Annotated in this window: 14 protein-coding genes; 3 read left to right on the forward strand and 11 right to left on the reverse strand. The window is 70.0% G+C overall.

The window, feature by feature from the left end; translation table 11 throughout:
* Window positions 1–316 precede the first annotated feature (316 nt).
* Complete coding sequence (locus tag J8I33_RS33915; protein ID WP_050017347.1) at window positions 317–724, reverse strand: DUF427 domain-containing protein; 408 nt, start codon at window positions 722–724, stop codon at window positions 317–319.
* 357 nt (window positions 725–1,081) lie between these two features.
* Here J8I33_RS33915 and J8I33_RS33920 point away from each other — a divergent pair, with 357 nt between their 5' ends.
* Complete coding sequence (locus J8I33_RS33920; RefSeq protein WP_209929346.1) at window positions 1,082–2,743, forward strand: ABC transporter substrate-binding protein; 1,662 nt, start codon at window positions 1,082–1,084, stop codon at window positions 2,741–2,743.
* Between the two features lie 45 nt (window positions 2,744–2,788).
* Here J8I33_RS33920 and J8I33_RS33925 read toward each other — a convergent pair whose 3' ends face one another.
* From J8I33_RS33925 to J8I33_RS33950, 6 genes are all read right to left on the reverse strand, one after another.
* Window positions 2,789–3,736, reverse strand: coding sequence for a TauD/TfdA family dioxygenase (locus tag J8I33_RS33925; RefSeq protein ID WP_124554065.1), 948 nt, complete (start codon window positions 3,734–3,736; stop codon window positions 2,789–2,791).
* A 149-nt stretch (window positions 3,737–3,885) separates the two neighbouring features.
* The gene (locus J8I33_RS33930; RefSeq protein ID WP_209929348.1) at window positions 3,886–4,839 is read right to left on the reverse strand and encodes a TauD/TfdA family dioxygenase; all 954 of its coding nucleotides are present in this window, start codon (window positions 4,837–4,839) and stop codon (window positions 3,886–3,888) included.
* Between the two features lie 148 nt (window positions 4,840–4,987).
* A complete protein-coding gene (locus tag J8I33_RS33935; RefSeq protein WP_050017351.1) occupies window positions 4,988–5,833 on the reverse strand; it encodes an ABC transporter ATP-binding protein in 846 nt (281 codons plus the stop codon).
* Between the two features lie 40 nt (window positions 5,834–5,873).
* The gene (locus tag J8I33_RS33940) at window positions 5,874–6,689 is read right to left on the reverse strand and encodes an ABC transporter permease (protein ID WP_050017352.1); all 816 of its coding nucleotides are present in this window, start codon (window positions 6,687–6,689) and stop codon (window positions 5,874–5,876) included.
* Window positions 6,690–6,713: 24 nt separating this feature from the next.
* A complete protein-coding gene (locus J8I33_RS33945) occupies window positions 6,714–7,556 on the reverse strand; it encodes an ABC transporter permease (RefSeq protein ID WP_050017353.1) in 843 nt (280 codons plus the stop codon).
* A gap of 13 nt (window positions 7,557–7,569) precedes the next feature.
* Window positions 7,570–8,637, reverse strand: coding sequence for an ABC transporter substrate-binding protein (locus J8I33_RS33950; protein WP_089489242.1), 1,068 nt, complete (start codon window positions 8,635–8,637; stop codon window positions 7,570–7,572).
* A 218-nt stretch (window positions 8,638–8,855) separates the two neighbouring features.
* On the opposite strand from J8I33_RS33950, the gene J8I33_RS33955 reads away from it, so the two are divergent.
* Complete coding sequence (locus tag J8I33_RS33955; RefSeq protein WP_124554069.1) at window positions 8,856–9,230, forward strand: phage protein NinX family protein; 375 nt, start codon at window positions 8,856–8,858, stop codon at window positions 9,228–9,230.
* Window positions 9,231–9,252: 22 nt separating this feature from the next.
* Here the strand turns inward: J8I33_RS33955 and J8I33_RS33960 are convergent, their stop codons facing one another.
* Both J8I33_RS33960 and J8I33_RS33965 read right to left on the reverse strand, forming a co-directional pair.
* Complete coding sequence (locus tag J8I33_RS33960; protein ID WP_089489736.1) at window positions 9,253–10,239, reverse strand: ABC transporter substrate-binding protein; 987 nt, start codon at window positions 10,237–10,239, stop codon at window positions 9,253–9,255.
* Between the two features lie 162 nt (window positions 10,240–10,401).
* Window positions 10,402–11,280: a LysR family transcriptional regulator gene (locus tag J8I33_RS33965; protein ID WP_209929349.1), complete on the reverse strand. Its 879-nt coding sequence runs from the start codon at window positions 11,278–11,280 to the stop codon at window positions 10,402–10,404.
* A gap of 100 nt (window positions 11,281–11,380) precedes the next feature.
* On the opposite strand from J8I33_RS33965, the gene J8I33_RS33970 reads away from it, so the two are divergent.
* Window positions 11,381–12,952, forward strand: coding sequence for an MFS transporter (locus tag J8I33_RS33970; protein WP_209929350.1), 1,572 nt, complete (start codon window positions 11,381–11,383; stop codon window positions 12,950–12,952).
* 36 nt (window positions 12,953–12,988) lie between these two features.
* Here the strand turns inward: J8I33_RS33970 and J8I33_RS33975 are convergent, their stop codons facing one another.
* Complete coding sequence (locus J8I33_RS33975; RefSeq protein ID WP_209939979.1) at window positions 12,989–14,173, reverse strand: LysR family transcriptional regulator; 1,185 nt, start codon at window positions 14,171–14,173, stop codon at window positions 12,989–12,991.
* Between the two features lie 61 nt (window positions 14,174–14,234).
* Entirely contained in the window at window positions 14,235–14,963 is a 729-nt protein-coding gene (locus tag J8I33_RS33980) for an aspartate/glutamate racemase family protein (RefSeq protein ID WP_050017359.1), read from the reverse strand.
* Window positions 14,964–15,165 lie beyond the last annotated feature (202 nt).

The following is a 15,165-nucleotide window of genomic DNA, read 5'->3' on the forward strand; positions in this document are numbered from 1 at the left end:
GTCGTGCGTCGCTTGTTTGGCACGGCCAAACGGCGCTCCTTACTCCTTGCACTGCGGGCGGAAAGGCACGTTCGCAAACCCGTTATTAGCGTGAACACGCCCTAAGGCGTCCTGCTGGCGGGTTCACGGGGCGCGCGCGAAGGCGGCGCGGCCGGCGCGGGACCGGGCCGGATGCGGGCGACGCGCGCAACGGGCCGGCCCGCGCCGGAGTCGAGACGATACGGCCCGGCGGGACGGCGGCCAACCAATGAATCCGCATATGCAAATCAGCGGCCGGACGATGCGTGAACGGTGACGCGGCAGCGCGCCGCCGCGCTCACGCGGTGACGAGCAGGCTTTCCTCGATCGAATCGACGCGGTCCGGATAGAACGCGAGGTGCCCGCGAATCGATTCGACGGCCGGATTCGGATGCTCGTACGTCCACACCGCGTTGGTCGAGCGTTCGCCGCCGGCCGGAATCGAGTAGTACGCGCAATCGCCCTTGTACGGGCAGTAGGTCGCGTGGTCGGTGCGTTCGAGCAGCGACATGTCGGCATCCTCGCGCGGAATGTACAGCACCGCCGGATAGCTGGCCTCGCGCAGCACCAGCGCATGGCGCGTATCGGCGACGACCTTGCCGGCGACCTTCACGATCACGCGCGACGAATGCGGTTCGATCAGGATCGGGTGATCGGGGCCCGGCGACTTCACGGGACGAGAGGGCGTATCGGGGTTGATCGACATCTGGGTCCTCCAGGAAGAGCGGCGCGCACGGACGCGCCGTGCCGACATGTGCACGTCGGGCGGATTCCCGCGCGCCGATGCCGGCGTCGGCCAACCGATACGATGCACCCATTCCGGAGAACCTGCAGAGGGCCGGAAGACCGGCGGCGCGAATGGTTTCGATGCGCACGCCCGGGGCGGCCGGCCGCAACGGTATTCGGCATGTCCACGGCGCTCGCATGGCCATTCCGATGCAGCGGCAGCGGGATGCATCCGCGACGATAAGCAACGCGGAATTAATTGGTAAGCGATCGGCGGGCGGCGCGCGAAGATCGACGGTCGTCATTCGCATGACACCTCTTTCTTCCCTTTGCCACCATGAAGAATCCTTTCGTTTCGTCAGCCGCGCGCCGTTCGCGCGGCGTATCGCCTGCCGCTGTCGCGCTCCGCTGCATCGCCGCGTCGCTGCTGCTGGCCGGCGCCGCGACGCACGCACTCGCGGCGCCGGCAGGCAAGACACTCGTGTACTGCACCGAAGGCAGCCCCGCCGGCTTCGATCCCGGCCAGCACACGACGAGCACCGATTTCGATGCGAGCACGTACCCGGTCTACAACGGGCTCGTGCAGTTCAAGCGCGGCACGCTCGATCTCGAACCGGCGCTCGCGACGAGCTGGGACGTGTCGCCCGACCAGCGCACGATCACGTTCCATCTGCGGCGCGGCGTGAAATTTCATACGACCGCGTGGTTCACGCCGACGCGGCCGTTCCAGGCCGACGACGTCGTGTTCACGTTCCGCCGGATGCTCGATCCGGACGACCCGTTCCGCAGGGCTTATCCGGTCAGCTTCCCGTATTTCAGCGATCTCGGCTTCGACCACAACGTCGAGCGTATCGAGAAGGTCGACGACTACACGGTGCGCTTCGTGCTGAAGTCGCCCGACGTCGTGTTCGTGCGCAATCTCGCGATGGCGTTCGCGTCGGTGCTGTCGGCCGACTATGCGGGGCAGCTCGCCGCGCGCCATCGCGAGTCGGACATCAACCAGTTCCCGGTCGGCACGGGGCCGTTCGTGCTGCGTACGTACCAGAAGGACGCGTTGATCCGCTACGACGCGAATCCCGACTACTGGAAGCCGGACGACGTGAAGCTCGCGCGCCTCGTGTTCGCGATCACGCCCGATCCGGCCGCGCGATTGCAGAAGCTCGTGGCCGGCGAGTGCCAGGTGTCGGCGTTTCCGCGGCCGGCCGACCTCGAGACCGTGCGGCGCGATCCGAAACTGACGCTGTTTTCGGGGACGGGCTTCAACGTCGGCTTCGTCGCGTACAACACGCAGCATCCGCCGCTCGATCGCGTCGACGTGCGGCGCGCGCTCGACATCGCGATCGACAAGACGGCGATCGTCAAGACCGTGTTCAACGGCGACGCGACGATCGCGACGAACCCGATGCCGCCCGCGCAATGGTCGTACAACCAGCGTCTGAAGGATGCGCCGCGCGATCCGGCCGCCGCGAAGGCGCTGCTCGCGCAGGCCGGCTTCCCGAACGGCTTCGACCTGACGTTATGGGCGATGCCCGTGCAGCGCCCGTACAACCCGAACGCGCAGCTGATGGCGCAACTGATCCAGCAGGACTGGGCGAAGATCGGCGTGCGCGCGAAGATCGTCAGTTACGAATGGGGCGAATACAACCGCCGTGCGAAGCACGACGGCCAGCACGACGCGATCCTGTACGGCTGGTCGGGCGACAACGGCGACCCCGACAACTGGCTCGGCACGCTGCTCGGCTGCGACGCGGTGCACGGCAGCAATCTCGCGAAGTGGTGCAACAAGGACTTCGAGCAACTCGTGACCGCCGCGCGTTCGAACGGGGACGTCGCGAAGCGCACGGCGCTGTACGAGCAGGCGCAGGTGGTGTTCAAGGACCAGGTGCCATTCACGCCGATCGCGACGTCGATCGTGTCGCTGCCGATCTCGAAACGCGTACACGGGCTGACGTTCTCGCCGCTCGGCGGGCACCGGTTCGACGGCGTATGGCTCGATTGATCGAAGCGGGGCCGGCGCGCCGCCGGCGCACCGGAGTTTGCCGCATCAGTTGAGTGCGACGGCGGCCGCGGTTTCGACCGGCGCGCCTTCGAGCGCGACCGATGGCCTGCCGTCGGGGCCGACCGGCACGTCGCCGATGAGCGTCGTGCGATACAGCTGGCGGTCGAAGTCGAGATCGAAGATGTCGACGGGTGCGAGATGCGCGGTCGCACGGTTGTCCCAGAACGCGATGCTGCGCGGCTCCCACTTGAAGCGGATCGTGAATTCCGGCCGCGTCACGTGCTCCCACAGCAGTTCGAGCAGCGCCTGGCTCTCGCGCGGCGTCAGCCCGACGATCGATTTCAGGAAACTCGGGCTCACGTACAGCGCGCGTTCGCCGGTCTCCGGATGCACGCGCACGAGCGGATGTTCGGTCACGAGCGGGCGGCGCTCGACCGCGTCGTCGAAGGCGCCGGTCGCGCGCGCGCCGGGCGGCGGCGTAAAGCGATGGATGCCGCGCAGCGTGTCGACGAAGCCGCGCAGCGGCGCGGACAGCGTTTCGTACGCGCGCACGAGGTTGGTCCAGTGCGTGTCGCCGCCGTACGGCGGGATCGTCACGCCGCGCAGGATCGACGCCCACGGCGGATTCACGGCGGCGGTCACGTCGGTATGCCAGCCGGTCCAGGGCCGGCGCACCGGTTCGCCTTCGAAGCGCGTCGCCTTGCGATGCTTCGCGATCGAATAGACGGCCGGATGGCCGTCGACGTGCCCGAACACCGGGTGGCCGACGGTCGGCTCGCCGAACTGCGCGGAGAACGCGACATGCTGCTCGTGCGTGAGGAATTGTTCGCGGAAGAAGATCACGCGCCATTTCAGCAGCGCGGCGCGGATCGCCGCGATCTGCGGCGTGGTCAACGGTTGCGTGAGGTCGACGCCGCGGATTTCCGCGCCGATATGGGCGGACAGCGGAATCACGTCGACCGGTTGGGCGGCGGGTTCGAGTAGGGCGCTCATGCGACGCTCCGGGCGGAAGTGAACGGGACGGAGGAACGACATCGTTGCGCGTGCAAGTGTCGGTCCGGTGGTGCGAGCTTCATGGCGGTTGTCCTCCAGCAAGGAGCGCGACGGCGCGCGGGAGACGGCGCCGTCGCGGGACGCCGACGTTATTGCAGCGTGGCGCCCGGCCCCTTGAGCAGGACGCTCTGGCGGCCGTCGATGCCGACCGGCACGTCGCCGTGAACGGTCGCGCGGCGCACGACGCGGCGCGCATCGCCGTAGTCGTTGATCGCGTAGTGCTGGGTCGCGCGGTTGTCCCAGATCGCGACGTCGCCTTCCTGCCAGTTCCAGCGCACGGTGTTCTCGAGGCGCGTCACGTGCTCGTGGAACACCTGCAGCAGATGCGCGGAATCCTGCGCAGACAGCCCCTTGAGCCGCTGCACGAAGTGCCCGAGCACGAGCGCGCGCTCGCCGGTTTCCGGATGCACGCGCACGACCGGATGCTCGGTTTCGTAGACGGTCGACGTGAACACTTCGCGGTAGCGCTTCAGTTGCGTATCGTCGGCGTGCACGTGCGTCGACGCATAGTCGTACGCGTTCGTATGCAGTGCCCACAGCGTGTCGGCGAGCGCGCGCAGCGAATCGGGCAGATGCGCATACGCGGCGGCCGTGTTGGCCCAGACGGTGTCGCCGCCGAACGGCGGGATCACGACCGCGCGCAGAATCGAGATCTTCGGGTACGCATCGACGAAGGTCACGTCGGTGTGCCACGAATTGGCGCGTGCGCCGTGCGCGGAATCGAGTTCGAGCAGCGCCGCGCTGCCGTCGACGGACGGCACGGTCGGGTGCGCGACCGTGTCGCCGAAGCGGCGGGCGAACGCTTCCTGCGCGGTGTCGTCGAGATGGTGCTGGCCGCGGAAGAACAGCACCTTGTGGCGTAGCAGCGCGGCGTTGATCGCGTCGAACGTCGCGTCGTCGAGGGTGGCCGACAGCCGCACGCCGGCAATCTCGGCGCCGATCCGGCCGGCGATCTGGCGAAGCTGAAGCGGGACGGCGGCCGTGCGCGGCGCGGCGTGCGAAGCAGGCGAAGACGAGTGGGCGGCGTGCTGGACATCGGACATCGGGAGTCTCCTGGGAGTCGGGTCGGTCGAGTCTCCATTCAAGCAGGCGCGGCGCGGAACCGGAACCGATGAATCGTCACAACCTTAGCGTGCGCGCTGCGATGATCGATATGTGTCGTGGTGCTGAGCGAATCGGCGCGTCATGCGATCACCACGCGAGCCGCCATTCGCCGATCCGGTGCGGGCGCGCCGTGTCGATGCGCTTGCCGCCCGAACCGTCGTCATCCGGCGGTTCGCTGTCGTCGAAATCGGCGAGCACCGTGTCGCGCAAGCGCGCGAATGCCGGCGAATCGCGCCGGCGCGGCCGCGGCAGCGCGACGTCGACGATGCGCGCGATGCGTCCCGGACGCGGCGCCATCGTGACGACGCGGTCGCCGAGATAGACGGCTTCGTCGACGTCGTGCGTGACGAGGAGCATCGTGATGCGCTCCTGTTCCCAGATGCGCAGCAGTTCGTTCTGCATCTTCGCGCGGGTCTGCGCGTCGAGCGCGCCGAACGGTTCGTCGAGCAGCAGCACGCGCGGGCGGTTCACGAGACCGCGCGCGATCGCGACGCGCTGCGCCATCCCGCCCGACAACTGGTTCGGAAACGCGTGCTCGAAGCCGTTCAGCCCGACGAGCGCGATGTGCTCCGCGATCGCGCGCCGTTTCGCGGCGGCGTCCAGCGGCGCGTTGCGCAGCGCGGCGCCGATGTTCTGTTCGACGGTCAGCCACGGGAACAGCCGGTGATCCTGGAACACGATACCGCGCTGCAGCGACGTGTCGCGCACGCGCTCGCCGCCGGCGCGGATTTCGCCGGTGTAATCGGTGTCGAGCCCGGCGACGAGCCGCAGCAGCGTCGACTTGCCGCAGCCGCTGGCGCCGACGATCGTGACGAATTCGCCGGCGCGCACGTGCAGCGACACGTCGTCGAGCACGGCGAGCGCCGCGCCGCGTTGCGCGTAGTGCTTGCTGACATGGAGGATGTCGAGCGAATCGGAGGCGAGAGTCGTCATGGCGGTACGGAAAAGGATGCGAAACGGAAGGAAAGGGCGCTCAGCGCGCGAGGTCGCCGCGCCGGGCCAGCACCTTGCGTTCGATCGCCCGCGCGGTCGCGTTCAGTGCCCAGCCGGTCACGCCGACGACGATGATTCCGAACAGCACGAGATCCATCCGGAACTGCTCGCTGCCGTCGATCAGCGTGTTGCCGATCCCGCTGCCGGCGACGAGCAGGTATTCGGCGCCGAGCGTCGCGAGCCACGAATAGATCAGGCCGAGATACAGGCCGGTGAAGATCGACGGCAACGCGGCCGGCAGTATCACGTAGCCGATCAGCTGAAGCCGCGAGTAGCGCAGCGCGCGGGCGACGTCGACATACGTGCGCGGCACCGCGTGAATGCCGTCGCAGGTATGGGCGGCGACGGGCAGCAGCGCGGCGAGCGACAGGAACACGACCTTCGCGACGTCGCCGAGGCCGAACCACACGGAAATCAGCGGAATCCACGCGAACAGCGAGATCTGCTTGAACGTGTCGAAGCTCGGGCCGACCATCCGCGCGGCGACGCGCGACAGCCCGAGCACGGCGCCGAGCAACAGCCCGCCCGTCGCGCCGATCGCGAACCCGCACGCTTCGCGCGCGAGCGACGCCGACAACGCGCGGCCGAGCGCGCCGCTCGTGGCCTGCGCCCACGCGGTGTGCAGCACGTCGGCCGGGCCGACGAACAGCCCGCTTTTCACGAGGTGTGCGGAAGCGAGGGCCCACCAGCACGCAAACGCGGCGAGCGGCAGCACGACGCCGCGCCAGTCGGGCGCATGCAGGCGGCGGGCGGTCGTGGTGGGCGCTGTGAGCGACGGTGTAGCGGCATGCGGCACGGGCGATTCTCCTTCGAGGGCGGTTCAGCCGCGAAACGCGGACGGCACGCCGCGGCGCAGGCGCGCTTCGAGCGCGTCGAGCGCCCGGTTGATCAGCAGGCCGACCGCGCCGACCACGACGACGGCCGCCATCACGAGATCGAGCTGGAACAGTTGCCGCCCGTACACGATCAGGTAGCCGAGCCCTTCGGACGACGCGACGAGTTCGACCACGACGAGCGCGAGCCACGACTTCGTGAACGCGAGCCGCACGCCGGTCGCGAGCGTCGGGATCGCGGCTGGCAGCACGACGTGGACGATCCGTTGCCGGCGCGTGTAGCCGAACCCGCGCGCGACTTCGTCGAGGGCGGGCGGCGCCTGGCGAAACCCCTGCAACGTACTCAGCGTGACCGGGACGAGCGCCGCATGCGCGATCAGCAGGTACTTCAGCGGCTCGCCGACGCCGACGAGCAGCAGCAGGAACGGCAGCCAGCCGAGCACCGGAATCTGCACGAGCGCGTTGAAGCTCGGCAGCACGTAGGCTTCCAGCGTGCGCGACAGCCCGAGCGCGACGCCGATCGCTACACCGAGCAGCGTGCCGGCCGCGAAGCCGACGAGCACGCGCTGCAGGCTGATCAGCGTGTGGCGCACGAGATCGCCGCTCGACGCGAGCTCGGCCAGCGTGTCGACCACCCGTTCGGGCGGCGGCAGGATTTGCGGCGCGATCCAGCCGCGCGCGCTGCCGACGCTCCACAGCGCGAACAGCAGCGCGGGCAGCACCCACGGGGCGAGCTGCCACGCGAGCCGTTTCAGCACGACCGCGCGGCGCGGCGGCACGGCGAGCGTGTGCGGTTCGGTCGTCGTGACGGAAAACGCGGTGTCGCTCATCGGGATGGTCCGGTCAGGAGAGGGGCTTGCCGGCGGCGTCGTAGCGCGGCCAGTAGTGTTCGAGCTTCAACGTGCGCAACGCATTGTCGAGATACTTCGGCTCGAACCAGCCGTCGACGTCGACCGGCTGGCGGATCAGCTTCAGGTTCAGCGCATCTTGAGCCACGGCCTTGTAGCGCGCGACGACGAACGGATCGATCAGCGGGGACAGGCGGTCCTTCAGGCGCTGGTTCGCATAGTCGGCCTGCCACGACGAATACGGCACGCCGCTTTTCGCCCACAGCTTGAACAGCGCATCGCGGTTCGCCTCGTCCGACGACCATTGCGCGCCCTTCACGAACGCGGTGACGACGCGCTGCACGATGTCCGGGTGCGCGCGGTCGAAATCGTCGAGCACCAGCAGGTGGGTCTGGCGCGTCAGTTGCGGGCCGTCGTTCTGCGACTCGTAGATGATCTTCGCGAGGCCCGCGTCGCGCAGCTTGTAGAGCGCGTAGTCGCCGACCGACGCATCGATGCCTTTCGACGCGAGCGCGGCGAGCGAGCTGGCGGCGTCGAGGTTGATCACGCGCAGGTCGCGTTCGCCGAGGCCGTTCTTCGCGAGCGCGTTGTCGGCGACGAGCTGCAGGTTGGTGCCGCGGAAGATCGACACGCGGCGGTCCTTCAGGTCCTTGATCGAGCGGATCGCGGAGCCGGGCGGCACCGCGATCTTGATGCCCGAGCGTACGCTCGCGGCGAGCAGCAGGCGCGTCTTGATCCCGTTCGAGCGTGCGAGTACGGCCGGCAGGTCGCCCTGGTACGCGAAGTCGAGCGCCTTGTTCGCGATCGCCTCGTTGACGGCCGGGCCCGCACCCTTGAAGAACAGCCATTCCACCTTGATGCCGTCGGCAGCGAATTCCTTTTCGACGAGCTGCTGCAACTGCACGGTGGCGGCGCTCGATCCGCCGAACGTCGGCGGATCGCCGGCGCCTTGCTGGGCGACGCCGATGCGGATGGTGGCGGGTTTGTCCGCGTGCGCGGCGGCGGCCGGCAACGCAATAAGGGACGCGATCAGCAGCGATCGCAGCAGGCGCAGTGGGAGCATGAATCGATCGGTCAGGAGTACGTTTGGGGCGGCGGTGCCGGGTGTCGGTCCGTCGAATCATTCTCGATGACGTGTCCGGGGCGGACAAGAAACGATTTGAACTATGCTTATCGCAGCGCGACAGGGGACGAAACCCTGTCACGTAGGCGAGCCGTCCTTGCGGCTGCATGGACAACGGCCAGGACGTCGTTCAAGACAACGGTCATACGGAGACGGTCATGCAAGTGCAGGACCTGGCAGGCGCGACGCTCGATTACTGGGTGGCGATGGCGGAAGACCTCGTCGCCCCGCGCATCGACACGTCGCGATGCACGGTGATCCGCGAACCGGGCGGCGTCCCGACGTCGTTCGCGCCGTCGTCGTCGTGGGCGGACGGCGGCCCGATCGTCGAGCGGCTGCCGTTCGCCGCGTTCGAGCGCGACGGCGGGCGGGGCGCGTGGCATGCCGTGCTGCACCGCGCCGTGCCGGCCGCGGGCGAGCGCTGCACGTTCAACCAGTCGGGGCCGACGCTGCTGATCGCCGCGATGCGCACGCTCGTCGCGTCGACGTTCGGCGACGACGTGCCGGATCTCGATATGGCGCGGCCGCGCTGAGCACGTCCTCGCGCCGCGTCGCTCAGGCTGACACCTGCCGGACGGCGATCGACGCGACGTCGACGCGGCGCGGCAGGATCGCGTCCGCCGCCGCGCGATCGGCGACGCGCTGCAGCACGGCGATGTCGGCGTCGCTGAGGCTGCGTTGCGCGAGCGCGGCCCGGCGCGCGATATCGGTGGCCGCGTCGGGCGGCAGGCGCGTGAGCGACGCATAGACGCTCGCGTAGTCGGCCGGGTGCGCGAGCGCCCATTGGCCCGCCCGGGCGAGCCGTGCGAGCACGTCCGCCAGCGCCGCGCGCTTGCCGCGATCGTCGAGCGTGTCGACCGGCGACGTGAGGAACGCGAGCCCCGAATTGATGCCGCTGCCGTCGCGGACGATGCGCGCGCCGCGTCGCACCGCATGCCCGTAGTACGGATCGAACGTGGCCCAGATGCCGATCCGCTTCGCCTCGAACGCGGCGAACGCGTCGACCGGCAGCACGAAGCGCACGTCGACGTCGCGCGGCGCGAGCCCGTGTTCGCGCAGCGCGCCGTACAACTGGTATTGCGAGATGCTGCCGCGCGCCGACGACACGACGACGGTGTGCCCTTTCAGGTCGGCCACCGTGCGAACCGGCGAGTCGGGCTGCACGACGATGCCGAGCGACGTCGGCGAGCCGACGCGCGTCGCGACGATCCGCAACGACGGATCGCCGAGCGCGGCCGTCAGGACCGGCAGGTCGCCGGCCGGTGCGAGGTCGATCGCGCCCGCGCGCTGCGCTTCGAACAGCGGCGCGGCGCCCTGGAAGTTGGCCCAGCGGAACCGGTACGGCGCGCCGTCGAGCACGCGTGCGGCTTCGGCCAGCGCCCGCAGGCCGCCGGCCTGGTCGCCGAGGACGAGCGTGACGCCCGACAGGTCGTCGCCGGCCGCGCGGGCGGGCAGCGCGAGGCCGCCCGCGAGCGGCGCGGCGGCGAGGGCGGCAAGGCGCTGTAGCGTGCGGCGGCGCGCGGTGGCGAAGGAGTGGGTCATCGGCGGCGTGTCCTCGGTGATCCGCGCGCGGGCGGCGCGGCTGCCGGGCAGGTTACGGAATCGGTTTCCGGCCGACAAACATCGAATCGTGGAATGCATATTCGCGCGGCGACGGTCGCTTCGCCAACGCGGACCCGACGCGCTGGCGCGTGCGCGCAAGCGTTACGCGGCCGGCCGGATCGTCCGCAGGAACGCCCGCACGGCGGGCGCCTTTTCGAACCGCCGGTGCGCAAGTGCGAGCGCCGACATGATCGGCTTGCCGGCGATCGGCCGGTACACGACGCCCGGCAGCGACACGCAAGCGGCGAGCGCATCGGGAATCACCGCGACGCAGCCGTTCACCGACACGCACGCGAGCACCGCCAGCAGGCCGCCCGGCCGCGCGGCCACGACCGGCGCGAAGCGGCCGCGGCGCGCGACTTCGAGCGTGCCGAGCTCCTGTTCGGGCACCGCGAAGCGCGCGTCGGCGAGGTCCGCCGCGCGCACGGCTGCCATCGCCGCATGGCGCGAATCGGCCGGCACGGCCGCGACGAACACGTCGCGCTGCAGCGTGACGATCCGCAGGCCGCCGGGCAGCGGCAACGGCGGGCGCACGTACGCGAGGTCGAGGCGGCCCGCGTCGAGCTGGTTCGCGACGTCGTCCATCGGCACTTCGCGCAGGTTCAGCTCGATGCGCGGGTGCGCGGTGCGGAACGCGCCGACCGTGCGCTGCAGCGTGCCCGAATAGACGGCCGACGACACATAGCCGATCTCGATCCGGCCGAGTTCGCCGCGTTCGGCCAGTGCGGCGAGTTCGCTGCCGCGCTGCAGATGGTCGAACGCGGCGCGCGCTTCCGCGAGATAGGCTTCGCCGGCCGCGCTCAGCGTGACCGCGCGGCGCGACCGGTGAAACAGCCGCACGCCGAGCACGCGCTCCGCTTCCTGGATCTGCCGCGTGAGCGCGGGCGGCGCCATGTCGAGCGCGTCGGCCGCGCGCGCGAAGTGCAGATGTTGCGCGACGCTCAGGAAGGCGCGCACGTGACGGAATTCGAGCTGGCTCATGGTTGCAATTTTCGTCAATGAAACGGCATTGAAATGTCAATGACAGGCAATAGCGGGCAAGCCTAGCATACGGCTCGTTCATCCTGTTCCGGAGTGGCCGATGTCCCAGTCTTCACCGGCGTCGCGCGCGAGCGCGGCGGCTGCTTCGCGCGCCGGCGGCAACTTGCCTGCCGCCGCGACGCTCGCCGTCGCGTCCGCGACCTGCGCGCTGATCGTGCTCGACACGAACGTCGTGGCCGTCTCGCTGCCGAGCATCGCGCGCGGCTTTCACGCGAGCTTCGCCGATATCGAATGGGTCGTGAGCGCGTACATGACCGCATTCGCCGCGTGCCTGCTGCCGGCCGGCGGGCTCGCCGACCGCTTCGGGCGCCGGCGGATGCTTTTCGCGGGGCTCGCGCTCTTCTTCGTCGCGTCGCTCGGCTGCGGCATCGCGCCGTCGGCCGGCTGGCTGATCGCCGCGCGCGCGGTGAAGGGCGGCGGCGCCGCGTTGCTGCTGACCGCCGCGCTCGCGGTGATCGCGAACCGTTTCCCGGACGGACGCGAACGGGCGCGTGCGTGGGCGATCTGGGGCATGTGCATGGGGATCGCGACGGCGATCGCGCCGCTCGTCGGCGGGGCGATCACGCAATGGATCGGCTGGCGCTGGGTGTTCCTGCTGAACCTGCCGGTCTGCCTGCTGCTGGCGGCCGGCGCGCGCGTCGCGATCGACGAATCGAACGATCCGCAGGCGAAACGCGTGGACGCGGCCGGCAGCCTGCTGTTCGGCGCGGCGCTCGCCTGCGCGATCGCGGCGCTGATCGGCGCGCCGTCGCACGGCTGGCTGTCGGCCGCGACGCTGGGCCGGCTCGCGCTCGCGGCCGCGCTGCTGGCGGCATTCGTCGGCGCGGAGCGCTGGCAGGCGCGGCCGATGATCGATCTCGCGCTGTTTCGTCAGCCGCGCTTCGTCGGCGCGGTGCTCGCGATGTTCGGTTACGCGGCGTGCGCGCAGGTGATGATGACGTTCCTGCCGCTGTACCTGCAAAACGCGTTCGGGATGTCGGCGATCGATGCGGGGCTCGGGATGCTGCCGTTCGCGTTCGCGATGATCGCCGGCCCGTCGCTCGGTGCGGCGCTGGCCGCGCGCGTGTCGTCCGGCGGCGTGCTGGCGGGCGGGCTCGCGCTGATCGGCGCGGGCAATCTTGCGACCGCGGCGCTGACGGCCAGCGGCGACTACCGGCTCGTCGCGCTCGGCATGTTCGTGACGGGATGCGGCGCGGGCATCATGAACGGCGACACGCAGAAGGCGATCATGGCGTGCGTGCCGCCGGATCGCACGGGCATGGCGTCGGGCATCAGCACGACGACGCGCTTCTCGGCGATCGTGACGGCCGTCGGCGTGCTCGGCGCGGTGCTGGCGGCGAGTACGCATGCGCGGCTCGACAGCCTGCTGTCCGCGACGCCCGGCCTGCGCGCGTTCGCCGATGCATCGTTCATGTCGAGCCTGCTGGCCGGCGATCTCGCGCAGGCGCTCGGCCGCGTGCCGCCGTCGGCTGCCGGCGCGCTCGCGCAGGCCGCGCCCGTCGCGTTCGCGAGCGGATTCGCCGATGCGTTGACGGTGAGCGGCGTGCTCGCGCTCGGTTCGGCCGTCGTTGCGTACAAGTTGCTTGCGCAACCGATGCGCGGACGCGCATGACGTCGTGCGCGATCCTGCCGTGGACGCTCGGGCCGATCAGTGCGACTTCGTCGCGATGCGACGAATGCGTGCGGCCTGTGCGACGCGCGCCGGAGGCGACGCATGACAATGCGTGCCCGGTCTGCGGCGCGCGCGCTGGGCGAGCCCGGGCGGATCGGTGACGGCCGGCGCGGGTTTCGGCGCGTGTGCATCGACCCCGGAAGCGGCAACGGCGGCGACCGCGGCGACCGCCGGCAGCATCGCGTCGGCGTCGAGCCATGCACGTGTCGCTTCCGCGATCAGCCCGCGCAGCCATCGACCGCCTTCCGCGCACGCGCCCGATTCGTTCCACGTCATCCGGTACGCGATGTCCGGCGGCTCGGCCGGCAGCGCGACCGCGGCGAGCGGCAGCAGCTTCGCGTAGTGCCGCGCGAGCCGGTACGTGGTGGTGAGGATCAGGTCGCTGCGCACCAGCGCATGCGCGGCGAGTTCGAAATGCGGCAGCGTGACGACGATGCGCCGCTGCAGGCCCACGCGTTCGAGCTGCCGGTCGATCGCGCCGGACGCTTCGAGCCACGACGGCGTCGGGCACAGCTGCGGCGCCGCCGCGAACCCGGCGGCCGTCATCGCGCCGTGCCGCGCGAGCGGATGCGTCGCGCGCATCAGGCACACGACGCGGTCGTCGAACAGGTCGTCCTGCCGGAAGCGCGACCGGCGTGCGGGCCGGTTGTCGATCACGACGTCGAGTTCGCCGTCGGCCAGCGCGCGCTCGTCGTCGAACCCGTCGCCGAGCGGATGAAACACCAGTTGTGCGTTCGGCGCACGCTCGCGGAACAGCGCGACGAGCTTCGGCACGAACAGCACGTTCAGATAGTCGGGGCAGCCGATCCGGTAGGTGCGCACCGACGTGCGCGCGTCGAACGTCGGCTGCTGGACGCGAATGAAGTCGATCACGCGCAGCGCGTTGCGCAGCGGCTCGATCAGTCGCGCGCCGAACTCGGTCGGCACCATTCCGTAGCGGCTGCGCACCAGCAGCGGATCGCCGAGCAGCGTGCGCAGCCGCTTGAGCGCGGCGCTCGTCGCCGGCTGCGACATGTTCAGGCGCACGGCCGCACGCGACACGGTACGCTCGGTCAGCAGCACGAGCAGGATGCGCATCAGCCGCGCATCGAGCACGTCGAGCGCGCCCGCGGCGTCGCCCGCGTCGCGGGGCGGGGCGGTTGAGTCTAGCGGGTGCCGCATGCCGATATGCGTGCCGGCGAGACAGGCTGAGCGCGCCGCACGGCGGCCGGCCGGCGGCCCGTCATTTCGCGAAGGTGCCCGGCCAGCCGACGATCCGCTTCGGGCGCGGCGGCGCGTACGTGCGGACCTTCGACGTCTTCAGCTTCAGGCGCACCAGCGACTCGGCGAGCGCGACCGCGGCCGACACGCCGTCGACGACCGGCACGCCCGTGCATTCCTCGATCTGCCGGTCGAGGCCGGCCATCCCGCCGCAGCCGAGGCAGATCACTTCCGCGCGATCGTCCTTCACCGCGCGCTGCGCTTCGACGACGATCGATTCGATCGCGCGGGCCGGGTTCTCGTCGAGCTCCAGCACCGCGAGGCCGCTCGCGCGCACCGACGCGCAGCGCGCATCGAGCCCGGCGAGCTTCAGGCGATCCTCGATCAGCGGCACCGTGCGGTCGAGCGTCGTGACGACCGAGTAGCGATGGCCGAGCAGCATCGCGATGCTCGCGGCCGCTTCGGTGATGTCGACGACGGGCACCGTCAGCAGTTCCTGCAGCCCTTCGCGGCCGTGTTCGCCGTAGCCGGCCTGGATCACCGCGTCGTACGGTTCGTCGTAGCTCAGCACGCGATCCATCACGGCGATCGCCGCGAGGTAGCTCTCGAAGTTGCCTTCGATCGACTCCGCGCCGAAGCGCGGCGTGAGCCCGACGATCTCCGTGCCCGGCGACGCGGCGGCCTGCGCCTGCGCGGCGATCGCGTCGGTGATCGACTCGGTCGTATTGACGTTGACTACCAGGATTCTCATCAGAATTTGCTCCGATAAACCCCGCCGTTTCCCCCAAGGGGACTTCCTTCGGGGCGGATGGCGGGACGGGACGGCGTGCTGTTGACAGGCAGCTTCTTCCACGGGTTAGGATCACCTGCATGATTCTTGTCTACCGCTACCGCGTGAAGTCGCTCAACGGACTGCTCAACAAGCAGAGCCGTGCGGTGAACTACGTCTGGAA

It is taken from the genome of Burkholderia sp. AcTa6-5 (genome assembly GCF_017815075.1).
Lineage (GTDB): Bacteria > Pseudomonadota > Gammaproteobacteria > Burkholderiales > Burkholderiaceae > Burkholderia > Burkholderia sola.

What these genes read in the sequence shown, in the direction of transcription:
- J8I33_RS33945 (WP_050017353.1), bottom strand. Translation starts at nt 7,556, where the DNA reads ATGAGCGACACCGCGTTTTCCGTCACGACGACCGAACCGCACACGCTC.
- J8I33_RS33970 (WP_209929350.1), top strand. Translation starts at nt 11,381, where the DNA reads ATGTCCCAGTCTTCACCGGCGTCGCGCGCGAGCGCGGCGGCTGCTTCG.
- J8I33_RS33960 (WP_089489736.1), bottom strand. Translation starts at nt 10,239, where the DNA reads ATGACCCACTCCTTCGCCACCGCGCGCCGCCGCACGCTACAGCGCCTT.
- J8I33_RS33915 (WP_050017347.1), bottom strand. Translation starts at nt 724, where the DNA reads ATGTCGATCAACCCCGATACGCCCTCTCGTCCCGTGAAGTCGCCGGGC.
- J8I33_RS33980 (WP_050017359.1), bottom strand. Translation starts at nt 14,963, where the DNA reads ATGAGAATCCTGGTAGTCAACGTCAATACGACCGAGTCGATCACCGAC.
- J8I33_RS33935 (WP_050017351.1), bottom strand. Translation starts at nt 5,833, where the DNA reads ATGACGACTCTCGCCTCCGATTCGCTCGACATCCTCCATGTCAGCAAG.
- J8I33_RS33950 (WP_089489242.1), bottom strand. Translation starts at nt 8,637, where the DNA reads ATGCTCCCACTGCGCCTGCTGCGATCGCTGCTGATCGCGTCCCTTATT.
- J8I33_RS33955 (WP_124554069.1), top strand. Translation starts at nt 8,856, where the DNA reads ATGCAAGTGCAGGACCTGGCAGGCGCGACGCTCGATTACTGGGTGGCG.
- J8I33_RS33925 (WP_124554065.1), bottom strand. Translation starts at nt 3,736, where the DNA reads ATGAGCGCCCTACTCGAACCCGCCGCCCAACCGGTCGACGTGATTCCG.
- J8I33_RS33930 (WP_209929348.1), bottom strand. Translation starts at nt 4,839, where the DNA reads ATGTCCGATGTCCAGCACGCCGCCCACTCGTCTTCGCCTGCTTCGCAC.
- J8I33_RS33975 (WP_209939979.1), bottom strand. Translation starts at nt 14,173, where the DNA reads ATGCGGCACCCGCTAGACTCAACCGCCCCGCCCCGCGACGCGGGCGAC.
- J8I33_RS33920 (WP_209929346.1), top strand. Translation starts at nt 1,082, where the DNA reads ATGAAGAATCCTTTCGTTTCGTCAGCCGCGCGCCGTTCGCGCGGCGTA.
- J8I33_RS33965 (WP_209929349.1), bottom strand. Translation starts at nt 11,280, where the DNA reads ATGAGCCAGCTCGAATTCCGTCACGTGCGCGCCTTCCTGAGCGTCGCG.